The organism is Winogradskyella rapida (assembly GCF_042675845.1).
Classification (GTDB): Bacteria; Bacteroidota; Bacteroidia; order Flavobacteriales; family Flavobacteriaceae; genus Winogradskyella; species Winogradskyella rapida.
Genome location: NZ_JBHTKM010000001.1, coordinates 305,196 through 320,483, shown reverse-complemented (window position 1 = coordinate 320,483; position 15,288 = coordinate 305,196). Strand labels below are relative to the sequence as shown.

The following is a 15,288-nucleotide window of genomic DNA, read 5'->3' as shown; positions in this document are numbered from 1 at the left end:
AAATTAATTAAGTACGCAAAGTTTTAAGAACTCAATCCAAAAAAAGGTTAGTTCATATGGTAATTGTCTTACATGCGTCTGTAAAACAACAGCTTAAAAACTTTCCTTATTTATCACGTAAATACGTATTTACTTCAATAGCAACTTCTTCCCAAGTTTTGCTTACACCATCTGCACCCTTGTGAAGATCAAAACACACTTTGTTTAAAGCTTCTAAGGCACCTAAAGCATTCCAGTCTTTTAACTGCATAACCCCTTTTAGGCTCACGCGTCTTTCATCCGTAATTGAGACCTCTAATGGTAAATCTGCAGTAACACCATTCATTGTAATCTCTGCGACATAAGCATTATCAATATATTTTATTTTACCTTTTATAAATTCAGTATTCAACATGCTACCGAAAAAAGAGGTTTTTATTTTTAAATCTCTAGACTCATCTTTAGTAAAAAGATTTTCAATAGGAATTGCAAATTCTAAATTATTTAAAGCTTCTTGAGGTGTTGCTCCTTCTTTAGCATCAAAATTTAAAGTTGAAAATTCACCACCTACAGGAACTTTTTCAGTGGTTTTATAAGCCGTCCATTTTACAGAAGTGGCGTTGGGTTTAATAACGTATTTAACCGCATTATCTACCGTCTCAGTCGATTCGGTTTTGACTTCTTTTTTTTCTTCTTTACAAGATGTTAATCCTAAGGTAAGAATAACCAATACTGCTAAAAATTTTGTGCTTTTCATGACTTAAATTTAATTTTGAGTAAAGTTAAGTAGTTCTTTAGTGTAAAGCAAGCCCTTTGTGATTCTTCAGTGCTATGATTTTTTGATTATGATAATTATCATAGTTTACGGTTGGCGATTCGTCTAATTTTACATCTGAAATTTGAATGAAAATGAGTCAGTCGTTAATCGATAAATATAATGTATCAGGACCTCGCTATACGAGTTATCCTACGGTTCCCTATTGGAATACCGAAGCGTTTTCTCTAGTGCAATGGAAAGCGTCTTTAAAACGTTCTTTTGAAGAGCATAATGACAAAGAAGGGATAAGTCTCTATCTTCATTTGCCTTTTTGTGAAAGCTTATGCACCTTTTGTGGTTGCCATAAACGCATTACTAAACGTCACGAAGTTGAGATGCCTTATATCAAGGCCGTTTTAAAAGAATGGCGCTTGTATTTAGATGTATTAGAAGGCAAGCCTAAAATTAAAGAACTGCATTTAGGGGGCGGTACACCTACATTTTTTTCTCCTGAACATCTCCATTTGTTAATTTCTGAATTATTAATGACTTCAGATCTTGCCGATAATTATGAGTTTAGTTTTGAAGGTCACCCTAACAATACGACTGAAGCCCATCTTCAAACGTTATTCGATTTAGGATTTAGACGAGTGAGTTACGGGGTTCAAGATTATAATTTAACCATTCAAAAGGCCATCAATAGAGTACAACCTTTTGAAAACGTGAAGCGTGCCACAGACTTAGCACGAGCCATTGGTTATACCTCTGTAGGACACGATATTATTTTTGGTCTTCCTTTTCAAACCGAAGCCGATGTTATAGAAACCATTAACAAAACGGAAGAATTGAGGCCAGACCGAATTGCTTTTTATAGTTATGCCCATGTGCCATGGATTAAAGGTAATGGTCAACGCGGGTTTAGTGATGCCGATTTACCATCACCAGCATCTAAACGTCAGCAATACGAAACTGGAAAACAACGTCTACAGCAGGCGGGATATGTAGAGATTGGGATGGATCATTTTGCATTAAAAGAAGACAGCTTGTATAAGGCTATGGATACCCAAAAGCTACATCGTAATTTTATGGGTTATACGGCTTCAAAGACGCATGTAATGATAGGTTTAGGGGTCTCGTCTATTAGTGATAGTTGGTATGGTTTTGCGCAAAATGTAAAATCTAACCAAGAGTATTACCACTTATTAGAGCATGGAATTATCCCCGTCTTTAAGGGGCATATTTTAAATGCTGAGGATTTAGTAATTAGAAAACACATTCTTAATCTAATGTGTCATTTTAAAACAGAGTGGAAGGATGATGCATTACAGTTTGATGCCTTGCCTGAAGTCCTTATTAAATTAAAAGAATTTGAACACGATGGCTTACTCGTGTTCAATCCCCAACAAGTCCGTGTTACTGAAAAAGGAAAACCATTTATAAGAAATATATGTATGGCTTTTGATTTGCTATTACAACGTAAAAAGCCAGAAACTCAGTTGTTTTCTATGACCATTTAAAATCTTAAGAAATGAACAAAATTATTGTACCTGTTGATTTTTCTGAACAATCGGAATTTGCCCTAGAAGCTGCGGCAAGTTTAGCCTTGAAACATGGGGCAGAATTGATTGTTTTGCATATGCTAGAGTTGTCTAATACAATAATATCGTCTGCCAATGAAGCCTTACACCAAGAAACGCTTTACTTTATAAAGCTGGCAGAACAAAAGTTTGATAAATTTTTAGACAAACCTTATTTAAAAGAGGTAAAGGTGAAGCCCGTTATTAAACACTTTAAAGTTTGGAGTGAAGTTAATGAAGTAGCTAAAGCGTATGAGGCCAATATTATAGTTATGGGGTCTCAAGGCACCAGTGGGTTTAAAGAAGTGCTAATAGGTTCTAATACCGAGAAAGTTGTACGCTATTCTGATGTGCCGGTATTGGTTATTAAGCATAATCCTATTTTGTTGGAGTTTGAACATGGGGTTTTTGCTTGTGATTTTTCTGAAGATGCTATTGCACCTTATCTGAAGGCTAAGGCAACGTTTGAAAATTTAGGTATTAAGATGCACCTGGTTTATGTGAATTCTCCCGATGGTAATTTTAATAGTTCATCAGAGATTGATCAACGTGTCTCTAAATTTTTGGAACGAGCCGAAGGCGATTTAAAATTATTAAATGAAATAAATGTGGTTTCCGATTACACCATTGAACAAGGCATATTACATTTTGCTAATGTTATTGGTGCCGATTTGATTGCTGTTGCAACTCATGGTAGAAAAGGCTTATCTCATTTTTTTGAAGGTAGCGTTTCTGAAGATATTGCCAACCATTCAACCTTACCGGTAATGACATTTAAGTTCTAATTAACGGTGTTCAAAGTTAGTGTTTTATTTTAACATCGTGTTAAAAACGCCAAAGCTGTACGGTTTTGGCGTTTTTTTATAAAAGAGACCTCTATTTTAATATGTTTTTTGAGCCTTCAGCTTTAACTTCTTTTCTGTGAAGTTTTGCGTTTAAAATCGGTATCCAATTCTTAAATGCAGATTAAGCGCTAATCCACTCGTGTTAGAAAGGTAGACATTGTCTTCTTCAAAAAAATGGATAAAGCCCATTCCAATTCCGGTTTCATATGTAAAATGTTGTCCTATATGTCTGCGGATGCCCCAAGTAGGAATAATTGAAATATCACTGATAAAATTAACGTTGTCATTTAAATGGCCGATAACCATATCGGGATGGTAAGTGGTTTTTATAGCAATAAAATTTCCACTATTGCCATCGATACGTCGCGACTTGGACACCCGTTTTTTTAGATTATAATACCAACGTGGCGCTAATGTTAAAGCCGGAACTAAGACAAATTTTCTACTGCCTACAAAATTGTCACTGTAAATAGCAGCATCTAAGCCCAATTCACTCCGCAAGGCAATGCTATTAGATAAGCGTGATTCGTTATGTCCATACACCCCAAAAAATCCAACTTGAATACCGTAGGTCGATTTTTCAACACTAATATCTTGAGCCGTGGCTGTTAAAAACGAGAGTGCCAAAAGGCAGGTGAGAAGCATATGTTTCATAAATAAAAGGATTTTAGGTGAATGATGATTATAGCGTGTTGAAAAAAGCTTCTACTTCCGCTTTAAAAACCGGTAAAGGTATACGGTGCGCCAACTTATTTTTAAGGTGCAATGTTATACGAGGCTGTTGGTCTATAAGATTGGCTATAAACTGAAGGGTATCCTTTGGATTGACGACTTCGTCTTCGGTGCCTAAAACGAGTTGTTTAAAATGCGTTATGGTTTTAAGCGTTTCTGGGATCTGTTGTGTTACCGGTCGTTTTGATAAGGCGGGATTAAAAAGTAAGGCTGGACATTCAAAATGGTTAGAGACATAAAATCCAGCGAAACCACCCATACTACTTCCCATAATTACTTCAAAGCTATGGTCTGCATACTGAGCGATGATATCTGCAATAGCATTTGGGTTTTCTTTATAATTGAGGGTTGGGGCAAAAACGTCGCCATACTGTTCTAAAATTTGCCGTTTTTCGAGACTCAGTAAACTGTTTAGGCCGTGTATGTATAAAATTTTCATGGGAATTAAAGCTATTGATAACGTTAGTTTTATACCCTAAAAATAACTTATGCATTGCAAGTAGACTCCTATTACAAGCATTATTTTTGTAAAAACCCTAAAATTTTTAAAGTAACGCTAAGGTTTGAAAATTAAAGTGGTAAAAACCCTTGGTGTGGTCTTAATGACATTCCATAGCACTGGTGGCCATTTCGGTAATAGGAGCAGGGGAAATGTAAGGAATACCTAAGCCTAATCCTCTAAGAATAAAGAGCACGCCAATAACCATTACCAGAACGGGAATGACTTTCTGAATGCGTTGTTTAATGTTGCTATTTAAGAACTTTCCTAAATAAATAGCTGTGGTCATTAAAGGGATTGTTCCGAGTCCGAATAAAAGCATATACAAACTGCCTTGGAGTAAATTTCCCGTTGCTACGGCTCCAAAAACAGCCATATACACAAGACCACAGGGGAGAAAACCGTTTAGAAAACCGATGGTTAAAAACGTGTCTGCAGTTTTCTTTTTTAGGGCTTGCCCTAAGGAAGATTTTACTTTTCCTATAAGTTTGTATAAGGGTTTTGAAAGTTGGTACTTACCGATGATGCGCTGTGGTAATAAAACCACGACAATCATCAATACACCAATAGCAATAGAGAGTTGTTGTTGAAACCCGAAAATGTAAAGGCTTTTTCCTACCAGACCAAACAAGAGGCCAATAATACTGTAAGCCAATAATCTTCCAAAATGATAAATGGCAATCTGACTTATTTTTTTTACCGAATTAGAACGATCTACGGGAAGCATAAATGCAATAGGGCCACACATCCCAACGCAGTGTAAACTTCCTAACATCCCCAGTATAAGTGCCGATATTAACATTTAGTATATAATTTCGGTTTTATAAATATAGGCTTTGTCTGCTGTTTTCCAGTCAATTTTAATGTTCCAACGACCACCTAATAAACGTTTGTCAGGTATGAGCAAATTGTGGTTAGATAATGAAATTGGAATTTCAAAATCAAATTGTTTATTAGATGGTCTATATAGGAACACTGTGCCTGTGATGGTATTATAATCGATGTCTTTTGGGAAATTGATGCTAAGACCTTCGCTACTCTTTGACCAATTTAGATTTGTGGCTAAAGTTTTAGACAAAGCTTCTTTGTTTAAGTCCTCTTGAAATTCTAATTCTTGACCGTAATAATCTTCAGTAACAAGATCAAAATCATATTTATCATCGACACTCATGGTAATGATAAAATACATAATGAAGCTTATAAAGCCTATAAATGCAACAACAATTCCGGTTCCCCAATTTATTTTCATAATTCATCTTCCCATCTGTGTAGGAATCTCCATATTTTAAGTTATCTAATTCTGAAATTAAAAGTTTTCAGAAGCTCGATAGGTATTTAAACTCGTTGTTATTAACAGTAAAACGTTCTCTAATAACAACATTTACTAACCGTTTTAATTATAACTACGGGGGCCTAAAAAGTTAACAGAAGTAGTTTCTATTAGTTCTTCATTGCTATAGACCTCAATAATCAGTTTATTTTTATCACCAGATAATTCGCGCTTCGGGATTTCAATAAACAAAGTTCCTTCGGCCAAATCTTGAGCTGGTACAATAAAGTTATCTGTTGTAGATACCAATTTAATATCGCCCTCATAAGTTCTTAACTTAAAGTGAATGTTTTCAATATCCTTAGTGGTTTTATTCACCAATTTATAGGTAAATACATTACTTATAACTTCATTCGCTTTATGTTCATACAACTGCCCTGGAAGCCTTAAAATCGTAGCTTCAACATCATTTCTAAGAAATAATAAGCCTACAAATACACCAATTAGAATGGACAAGACGGCGATATAGCCTTTCATCCTTGCCGTAAGTTTAAATTTGGCTTTATTTTCTATTTCGTTCTCACTAGCATACCTAATGAGGCCTTTAGGTTTATTTATGCTTTCCATGATATGGTCGCACTCATCGATACAGGCGGTACAGTTAACGCATTCTAATTGCGTTCCGTTTCTAATGTCTATCCCGGTAGGGCAGACATTGACACACTGTAAACAATCAATACAATCACCATGGCCTAAGGCTTCACGATCTTCATTTTTTCTAAACTTTTTGCGTCCTTCCTCACCTTCGCCACGTTTATGGTCGTAGGCTACAACAATAGATTTTTCATCTAATAACACACTTTGTAATCGTCCATAAGGACAAGCAATAATACAGACCTGTTCTCTAAACCAAGCGAATACAAAATAAAAGACCGCTGTAAAAATAAGCAAGGGAAACAAGGTGCCTAAATGATCTAAAGGGCTCTCAGAGATATAGCGTAAAAGTTTATCGCTACCAATGAGGTAAGCTAAAAATACATTTGCAATAAGGAATGAGATGATTAAAAAGATGAACCACTTTAAGCCCTTTTTTCTAATTTTTTCTGCATTCCACTTTTGCTTGTCTAATTTCCGTTGTTTATTTCTATCCCCTTCAATCCAATACTCAATACGGCGGAATACCATTTCCATGAAAATGGTTTGTGGACAAATCCATCCGCAAAACACACGACCAAAACTTACTGTAAATAGTGCTATAAACACTACTGCGATAAGCATTGAGATGACAACAAGGTAAAAATCTTGTGGCCAAAAAGGAAGCCCAAATACATTAAAACGACGTTCTAAAATATTGAGTAATAAAAACTGGTTACCGTTTACCTTTATAAACGGCGCTACCAATAAAAAGAGCAGTAGACCATAGCTGACGATTTTACGATAGCGGTAAAAATTTCCGCTAGGTTTTTTAGGATATACCCAGGCGCGTTTGCCGTCATCTGTTACTGTGCCAATACTATCTCTAAAGGCTTCTTTTTTTGAGGATTCCACAATAGGAGGTTTAAATTATTCTTCAGTTTCTGCGTCCCAAATAATATCACCTTCGGCAGGCTTAGGCTCAGCAGGGGTGGTGCCTTGGAATTGTAATACATAACTAGCAACCTGAGCAATTTCTGCCGGTTTTAAACTTTGTTTCCAAGCAATCATTCCTTTTCCATCACGACCACCTTCAGAAATGGTTTTAAAAACATTTTTAATACCACCTCCTAAAATCCAATGGTTATCGGTAAGGTTAGGCCCAATACCACCACCACCATCAATTTTATGGCAAGCCACACAATTGGTTTCAAATATCTTTTTTCCAGCGTTAAGGTCAGCGGTTTCGGTTAAAACTTCAACCGTATTATAATCTACAAGATCTTTAGCTGTTTTTTTGTATTCTTCAATAGCAATGGCTGCTTGTGCATACTCCGTTTTAAGCTCGTCTATTTGGCTATCTCCATCAAACACTTCGTATTTAACTAAATAGATAACTGCAAAAATAATTGAGGCATAAAACCCGTATAACCACCATGGTGGAAGATCATTATCTAACTCTTTAATACCGTCGTAATTATGATCTAAGATAATTTCATGTTCTTCTTCTATAGCTTTAGATCCTAACATTTTTTTGTAGGTACTTTGAATCCATAGCATAAATTTTGAAGGCTCTTGCTCGCGAGCATCAAAACGCGCTTTACCGGCAGCATCTAAACTTTGATACAAGACGTTTTTTATGGATTTTGAAATCCCTTCAATAGCTATTAAAATTAACAGTACTAAGACTAGAAATAGAGCAATTAAAGGTTGGGCTATAAATGCTGGTTCATCACCCGATTCAACGAAGTATTCTACAATTCCGAAAATGATAAAAAATAGGATTGGAACTCGTAACCAAGATGGTGTTAAATTTCTCATAGTTCTGTTTGGTTTTTATTATCAAATGGTAAATCACTTACCTTAGTTATATATTCTTTTTTTGCTGTTACAACCCACCAGAATAAGATGACAAAAAAGCCAAAAAAGATGAGAAGTGATATGATGGGATAGATTTCTATTCCAGAAATGCTATCCATATGGTTTTTTACAAATTTTAACATCGTGAATTAATTTTTAGCGGTTTCAGGAGCAATGTCTTGCACTTTAATATCTGTTCCTAAACGTTGTAAATAGGCGATTAAGGCTACAATTTCGCGATTACGCATTTCTACAAAATCAGGTCCTCCGTTTTGTTTATCAGCTTCATACGTCGCTTCAAAATCAGGATCAGCATATAAGTTTTTCTCAATCTTTGTACCCTGAGCGGTCATTTGCTGTTGTGCATTGGCAATATCTTCTTCAGTATAAGGCACACCGAGTTTCACCATACCGCGCATTTTAGCTTCGGTTTGCGTCTTATCTAATTCATTTTTTACCAACCATTTATAAGATGGCATTATAGAACCAGATGAGGTACTTTGTGGATCGTACATGTGGTTAAGGTGCCAGTTGTCTGAATACTTGCCACCAATACGGTGTAAATCTGGTCCGGTACGTTTACTTCCCCATAAGAATGGATGATCGTAAACATATTCTCCGGCCTTAGAGTATTCGCCATAACGTTCTACTTCACTTCTAAAAGGACGAATCATTTGAGAGTGACAACCCACACAACCTTCTCGAATGTAAATATCACGCCCTTCTAACTCTAAAGGTGTATACGGTTTTACACTGGTTAAAGTAGGGATGTTTGATTTCACTAAAATCGTAGGGACAATTTGAACAATTCCACCAATTAATATAGCGATGGTTGCAAAAATAGTCAGTTTAATAGGCTTACGTTCTAATACACTATGCCATCCTTCACCAGCAACTCTGTGTTTAGAAACACGTTGTAATGCAGGAGCTTCAGCTAATTCATCTTCAACACTAACCTTAGATTTTTGAATTGTGGCAACAACATTATAAAGTAAGATAAGCATACCAATAATATAAAGGGTTCCTCCAATAGCACGCATCCAGTACATTGGCATAATTTCGGTTACCGTTTCTAAGAAGTTACCGTATTTTAAGGTACCGTCTGGATTAAATTGTTTCCACATACTCGCTTGGGTGAAACCAGCCACGTATAATGGTAAGGCATAGAAGATAATTCCTAAGGTCCCAATCCAGAAATGTGCATTCGCTAATTTAGTAGAGAATAATTTAGTTTTAAATAGTCTTGGGATTAACCAGTACACCATACCAAAGGTTAAGAAACCGTTCCAAGCTAAGGCTCCAACGTGTACGTGTGCAATAATCCAATCTGTAAAGTGACCAATGGCATTTACATTTTTTAAAGAGAGTAAAGGGCCTTCAAAAGTTGCCATACCGTAACCGGTAAGGGCCACAACCATAAATTTTAAAACCGGATCCGTACGAACTTTATCCCATGCACCACGGAGTGTAAGAAGTCCGTTGATCATACCACCCCAAGATGGCATTAATAACATTACAGAAAAAGCAACCCCTAGGTTTTGCGCCCATTCTGGTAAGGCTGTATATAATAAGTGATGCGGTCCTGCCCAAATGTATATAAAGATTAAAGACCAAAAGTGAATAATAGATAGGCGGTAAGAGTATACCGGTCTATTGGCCGCTTTAGGAACAAAGTAATACATTAATCCTAAAAATGGTGTGGTTAAGAAAAAGGCCACCGCATTGTGTCCGTACCACCACTGCACTAAAGCATCTTGAACCCCAGCGTAAACTGAGTAACTTTTCATGCCACTCACAGGAAGTTCTAAACTATTAAAAATATGAAGAACAGCAACCGTAACAAACGTAGCGAGGTAAAACCAAATGGCAACGTATAGGTGACGCTGACGACGTTTTAAGATGGTTCCGATAAGGTTCCAACCAAAAACGACCCAAACTAAAGTAATGGCAATATCTATAGGCCACTCTAATTCGGCATATTCTTTAGATGAGGTATACCCTAAAGGTAAGGTAATTGCCGCTGCCACAATAATTGCTTGCCAACCCCAAAAGTTAATTTGACTTAAGGTGTCGTTAAACATACGGGCTTTTAATAAACGTTGTGTGGAATAATAGACCCCTGCAAAAATAGCGTTACCAACAAATGCAAAAATAACAGCGTTGGTGTGTAAAGGTCTTAACCTCCCAAAACTTAGCCATGAGATGCCATCGGTAAGGTTGGGGAACACAAACATAAATGCGAGTAGTAATCCTACAGCCATACCTACTACACCCCAAAAAATGGTGGCATAAAGGAAATTTTTAACGATTTTATTATCGTAATAGAATTGTTGTACTTCCATAATAATTAATTAGTCTTAGTGGTTTTATTTGTTGATTTTGGTTTTTCTTTGACCAGTTCGTCTTCAAAAAGCATGCGCACCGATGGGGTGTAGCTGTCATCAAATTGTCCGCTTTTTACCGCGAGGATAAAAGCAATAAAAAATCCGATAGCCACAATAATGCTTATGGTTAATAATATATAAATAACACTCATACCTACTGAAGTTACGGCCCAAAATTAGTATTGATGCCGGTTTAAAAACATGATAAATATCATATTGGCCTATTTATTTCAATTTCTTTCCTAAAAAATTAGTGGTAATTGTGGTGAATATCACAATACTAATTGAGCTTAAGGGCATTAAAATTGCAGCCACTACCGGTTCTAATTGTCCTGTAACGGCAAAGTAAAGTCCTACAACATTATAGATGAAGGACAGAACAAAGCTCCATTGAATGATTTTTATAGCGGATTTAGAAGCTTTAATAAATTGATACAACGTATTAAATTTTGTAGCATCTAAAATAGCATCACAAGCTGGGGAGAAGACATTAACGTCTTCCGATAGCGCAATACCAACATCACTCTGGGCTAAGGCACCAGCATCATTTAAGCCATCTCCAATCATTATAATTTTGGCGCCTTCCGTTTGGTGGTATTTTATAAACTCTAACTTGTCCTCCGGTTTTTGATTAAAAATAAGTTTGGTTTTTGCAGGAAGTAATTTTTTTAGGTTTTCGCGTTCACCTTCATTATCTCCCGAGAGTATCACCAAATCATAATGCTTTTTGAGGGTGTTAAAAAGTTTAGAAACACCTTTACGGTAACTGTTATAAAAGGTGAATTTCCCTTTATAAACATTATTACTACTAACATGCACTGTAGTGTTTAATACCGAACGCTCTTCCGGATTCCCCACAAAACTGGCAGAGCCAATCTTCATGTTCAGAGCCTTGTGTTGTGCAACAATACCTTTTCCAATATGCTCTTCAAACGTATCTAAGGTTTCAATATTATTGGCCTTTAAAATGCTGTAGAGCGTACGGCTTAGCGGATGGTTAGATCCACGTAACGAACTTTTTAATACCTGATGTTCTTCCTCAGAAAGTTCCGTTCCCGCGTATTTCGCATGGCTTTTTCTATTAGAAGTAATGGTACCCGTCTTGTCAAAAATAATGGTATTAATATGCGCGAGTTTCTCTATAACACTGGCATTTTTAACGTAAAACTTATGTTTTCCGAAGAGCCTTAAAAGATTTCCAAAGGTAAAAGGGGCGGAAAGTGCAATGGCACAAGGGCAGGCTATAATTAAAACCGCAGTAAAAACATTCATCGCCTTACTTGGGTCTCTAAATAACCAATAGCTCGTAGCAATCAGCGATATGGTTAAAATAGCTAGCGTGAAGTGTTTGCTAATTTTGTTGGTAATGTTTGTAAAACCTTCTTCCTTATCTTTATTAAAAACATCATTACTCCAAAGTTGCGTGAGGTAACTTTGTTCTACCGATTTAAGGGCTTCCATTTCAATAACGCCTTGGGTTTGTTTACCGCCAGCAAATAATTTATCTCCAGAGTGTTTGCGTAAGGTCTGCGATTCTCCGGTAACAAAACTATAGTCAATTTTTGCGTTTCCATTAATAAGGATGCCGTCTACAGGAATCAATTCTTCGTTTCGTATTAGAATGCGATCGCCTTTTTTAATATCATAAACCTGAATGGTTTCTTCATCGCCTTCATGATTAATTTTAGTGATGGCAATAGGGAAATAGGACTTATAATCGCGTTCAAAGGATAAGAAATCATAGGTTTTTTGTTGAAAAAACTTTCCTGTGAGTAAGAAGAAAATAAGGCCGGCCAAGCTATCAAAAAAGCCAGAACCTAAGTCCCAAGTAATTTCAATCGTACTCCTTACAAATAAAACAGTAATCCCTAAAACTATAGGAATGTCTATGTTTAAGATTTTTGCTTTTAGGCCTTTATAAGCCGAAATGAAATAATCTTGTGCGGAGTAAAATACGATAGGTAAAGAGAGCGCAAACATGAGCCAGCGAAACAGCGGTTTGTACTGTTCTAGCCAAAACTCATTCACCTCAAAGTACTCCGGAAAGGATAGAAACATAATATTTCCAAACCCAAAACCAGCCACGCCTAATTTATAAATAAGCGAACGGTTAATTTCCTTTTTACCAGCACTAAAATCATCTAAACTAATGTAGGGTTCATAACCAATAGCGCTTAACAGTAAGACTACAGATTTTAAGTTGGTGGTGTTTTTATAGGTAACTCTAACCGTTTTTTTGCCAAAGTTGACCTGCGATCCGGTGATGTTAGGATCTAATTTGTTGAGGTTTTCTAAGATCCAAATACAAGAACTACAATGGATGTGCGGAATATAAAGGGTTGCAATCTCTAAGGTATCGTCTCTAAATTCCGTGAGTTTATCAATGATGTTTTCTTGGGTAAGAAAATCATATTTACCTTCAATTTCTTTAGGAACCGCACCAGGTGATTTTTGTAGATCATAATAACAAGTAAGATCGTTTTCATTAAAAATCTCGAAAACGGTTTTGCATCCCTGACAACAGAATGATTTATCTTGAAATGTTATTGGATGATGTCCACAGTCATCTCCACAGTGAAAACAAGTTTTGTTTTCCATTTTATTATTTGCTCATTTATACCGGCACAAAAGTCTATAAACTAAGATCTAATCCCTATGATAATTGTCATGTTTTCCATAACTTTGACTTCTATCTATTATGACGATGAGTAAGTGTGACCAATGCATTATTAAACAGTTTAATTCTTTAAGAGCCTTAGAGAAAGATGATTTAATTCGGATTTCCGGCTGTAAGACTTCAAAATACATAAAAAAAGGCGAAGTTCTTTTTAAAGAAGGCGACAATATTAATGGCGTGTATTGTGTGAAAAGTGGGGTTTGTAAAATGTCTAAACTTAGTGCTAACGGTAAAGACCAAATTGTTAAATTGGTAGTTAGGGGCGATTTAATTGGGCAACGCTCCTTAGTCACCGACGAAGTCTCTAATTTAACGGCCACTGCTGTAAATGAAATGGAAGTGTGTTTTATTCCTAAGAATGAAGTTCTTCATGATTTGGCCAAAAATGCGAGCTTTTCCTTAGATATGTTACAAGATATGGGGCGCGAACTTCGTGTTGCTGATAATATTATTGTAGATATGGCGCAGAAATCTGTAAAACGCCGTCTCGCAGATGTTTTAACCTATTTACATGAAACTTTTGATAAGGATGAAGAGGGTTATGTAAGTGTGGTACTGTCTAGAGAAGACTATGCCAGTTTAGTGGGTACCGCTACAGAATCTGCTATTCGTATTCTATCGCAATTTAAAAAAGATGGCTTAATCGCAACCACCGGAAAGCATGTTAAAATTGTAGATTTCGACGGATTAAGACGCGTGGAGTAATCTACGATACTGCGTTGTTTTTAGGGCTGTATTCTGCCTCTTTTTAATGTGAAAGCCCGTTTCTTCAACATTAGAACTGCCCTTATTTACAGAAATCAAGAGCATCAACTTCTAAATTGATGTTAACACGTCTTACTAGGAACGTGAAAAGTGTTATTTTTATAACGCTATGAAAGAAAAACTAAACAAATCGGGCTTTGTCTTTAAATCGTATGAAGCCCCGTATCAATCGCCTTTCGATAAACTTTTTGAAATTTTTAAGGAATTAATTACGCATACCTCAGGAGACTTTGATGAGGCTATAGACTGGCTACGTCAGCTTGATATAGAATATAAATTAACCACTCCAGAGTATACGATTGATGATTTTATTGAAGATTTAAAACGTAAAGGTTACATCCAAGAAGAGATTGATCCGGACGGCACAGGAAACAGCGGCATCACCATTACAGCAAAAACGGAACGTGCCATACGGCAACAAGCTTTAGATCATATTTTCGGTAAAATAAAAAGTAGTGGTTCTGGTAATCATAAAAGCAAGGGCATCGGTTTAGGTGATGAACACACCGGCGATTTTAGACCCTACCAATTTGGAGATGGATTAGACAAGGTCTCCATGACCGAAAGTCTTCGGAATGCGCAAATTAATAATGGTCTCGGTGATTTTAGTTTAACGGAAGATGATTTAGTGGTAGAAGAAACCCTTCATAAAAGCCAAATGAGTACCGTACTGATGATTGATATTAGTCATAGTATGATTCTCTATGGCGAGGACCGTATTACGCCGGCCAAAAAAGTGGCTATGGCTTTAGCCGAAATGATTACCACGCGTTATCCTAAAGACACCTTAGAAATTTTAGTTTTCGGAAACGATGCTTGGCCTATAAAAATTAAAGACTTGCCGTATTTAAAAGTGGGACCTTACCATACCAATACGGTTGCGGGCTTGCAACTCGCTATGGATATGCTAAGACGGAAACGGAATACCAATAAGCAAATTTTTATGATCACAGACGGTAAGCCCAGTTGTTTACGCTTGCCAGACGGACAGTATTATAAGAACAGTAATGGACTAGATCCTTATATTACCAATAAATGTTACGGCATGGCCCAACAAGCAAGACGTTTACATATTCCGATTACAACCTTTATGATTGCTGAAGATCCGTATTTAATGCAATTTGTTAGGGCATTTACCCAAGCCAATAGAGGAAAAGCCTTTTATACGGGATTGAAAGGCTTAGGAGAAATGATTTTTGAGGATTATGAAAATAATAGAAAGAAAAGAATTAATGGCTAGGTCGGAAGACGAACGATAATAAGAAAAAAGAAAAAAGAGAACAGAGAATAAAGAGAACAGAAGGGAGATA

At 36.4% G+C, this 15,288-nt stretch carries 15 protein-coding genes; 4 read left to right on the top strand and 11 right to left on the bottom strand.

The genetic code is table 11. The annotated features are described in order from the left end of the window. Nucleotides 1-106 precede the first annotated feature (106 nt). Nucleotides 107-736, bottom strand: a complete 630-nt coding sequence (locus ACFQ13_RS01460; protein WP_386113311.1) for a YceI family protein — start codon at nucleotides 734-736, stop codon at nucleotides 107-109. Between the two features lie 152 nt (nucleotides 737-888). On the opposite strand from ACFQ13_RS01460, the gene hemN reads away from it, so the two are divergent. Further along, the gene (gene hemN, locus ACFQ13_RS01455) at nucleotides 889-2,253 is read left to right on the top strand and encodes an oxygen-independent coproporphyrinogen III oxidase (protein ID WP_386113310.1); all 1,365 of its coding nucleotides are present in this window, start codon (nucleotides 889-891) and stop codon (nucleotides 2,251-2,253) included. 11 nt (nucleotides 2,254-2,264) lie between these two features. Continuing rightward, nucleotides 2,265-3,098, top strand: coding sequence for a universal stress protein (locus ACFQ13_RS01450; RefSeq protein WP_386113309.1), 834 nt, complete (start codon nucleotides 2,265-2,267; stop codon nucleotides 3,096-3,098). 150 nt (nucleotides 3,099-3,248) lie between these two features. Here the strand turns inward: ACFQ13_RS01450 and ACFQ13_RS01445 are convergent, their stop codons facing one another. The 10 genes from ACFQ13_RS01445 to ACFQ13_RS01400 form a co-directional block, all read right to left on the bottom strand. Beyond that, entirely contained in the window at nucleotides 3,249-3,812 is a 564-nt protein-coding gene (locus ACFQ13_RS01445) for a hypothetical protein (RefSeq protein WP_386113308.1), read from the bottom strand. A gap of 28 nt (nucleotides 3,813-3,840) precedes the next feature. Further along, nucleotides 3,841-4,329: a YqiA/YcfP family alpha/beta fold hydrolase gene (locus tag ACFQ13_RS01440; protein ID WP_386113307.1), complete on the bottom strand. Its 489-nt coding sequence runs from the start codon at nucleotides 4,327-4,329 to the stop codon at nucleotides 3,841-3,843. A gap of 160 nt (nucleotides 4,330-4,489) precedes the next feature. Further along, entirely contained in the window at nucleotides 4,490-5,191 is a 702-nt protein-coding gene (locus ACFQ13_RS01435) for a sulfite exporter TauE/SafE family protein (protein ID WP_386113306.1), read from the bottom strand. Continuing rightward, nucleotides 5,192-5,638: a FixH family protein gene (locus ACFQ13_RS01430; protein WP_386113305.1), complete on the bottom strand. Its 447-nt coding sequence runs from the start codon at nucleotides 5,636-5,638 to the stop codon at nucleotides 5,192-5,194. Nucleotides 5,639-5,782: 144 nt separating this feature from the next. Then, nucleotides 5,783-7,207, bottom strand: coding sequence for a cytochrome c oxidase accessory protein CcoG (ccoG, locus tag ACFQ13_RS01425; RefSeq protein WP_386113304.1), 1,425 nt, complete (start codon nucleotides 7,205-7,207; stop codon nucleotides 5,783-5,785). Between the two features lie 15 nt (nucleotides 7,208-7,222). Beyond that, nucleotides 7,223-8,113, bottom strand: a complete 891-nt coding sequence (locus ACFQ13_RS01420; protein WP_386113303.1) for a cbb3-type cytochrome c oxidase N-terminal domain-containing protein — start codon at nucleotides 8,111-8,113, stop codon at nucleotides 7,223-7,225. After that, nucleotides 8,110-8,295, bottom strand: a complete 186-nt coding sequence (locus ACFQ13_RS01415; RefSeq protein ID WP_114309971.1) for a CcoQ/FixQ family Cbb3-type cytochrome c oxidase assembly chaperone — start codon at nucleotides 8,293-8,295, stop codon at nucleotides 8,110-8,112. The genes ACFQ13_RS01420 and ACFQ13_RS01415 overlap by 4 nt, the downstream gene beginning before the upstream one ends. 6 nt (nucleotides 8,296-8,301) lie before the next feature. Beyond that, nucleotides 8,302-10,494 (bottom strand): cytochrome-c oxidase, cbb3-type subunit I, encoded by a 2,193-nt coding sequence (gene ccoN / locus ACFQ13_RS01410; protein WP_386113302.1) that lies wholly within the window; start codon nucleotides 10,492-10,494, stop codon nucleotides 8,302-8,304. A 5-nt stretch (nucleotides 10,495-10,499) separates the two neighbouring features. After that, the gene (gene ccoS, locus ACFQ13_RS01405; protein ID WP_114309969.1) at nucleotides 10,500-10,688 is read right to left on the bottom strand and encodes a cbb3-type cytochrome oxidase assembly protein CcoS; all 189 of its coding nucleotides are present in this window, start codon (nucleotides 10,686-10,688) and stop codon (nucleotides 10,500-10,502) included. 73 nt (nucleotides 10,689-10,761) lie between these two features. After that, nucleotides 10,762-13,134 carry a heavy metal translocating P-type ATPase gene (locus ACFQ13_RS01400; protein WP_386113301.1) on the bottom strand — a complete coding sequence of 791 codons (2,373 nt, stop codon included), beginning with the start codon at nucleotides 13,132-13,134 and terminating at the stop codon, nucleotides 10,762-10,764. Between the two features lie 100 nt (nucleotides 13,135-13,234). On the opposite strand from ACFQ13_RS01400, the gene ACFQ13_RS01395 reads away from it, so the two are divergent. Then, nucleotides 13,235-13,918, top strand: a complete 684-nt coding sequence (locus ACFQ13_RS01395; RefSeq protein WP_386113300.1) for a Crp/Fnr family transcriptional regulator — start codon at nucleotides 13,235-13,237, stop codon at nucleotides 13,916-13,918. A gap of 169 nt (nucleotides 13,919-14,087) precedes the next feature. Next, nucleotides 14,088-15,218, top strand: a complete 1,131-nt coding sequence (locus tag ACFQ13_RS01390; RefSeq protein WP_386113299.1) for a vWA domain-containing protein — start codon at nucleotides 14,088-14,090, stop codon at nucleotides 15,216-15,218. Nucleotides 15,219-15,288: the final 70 nt, after the last annotated feature.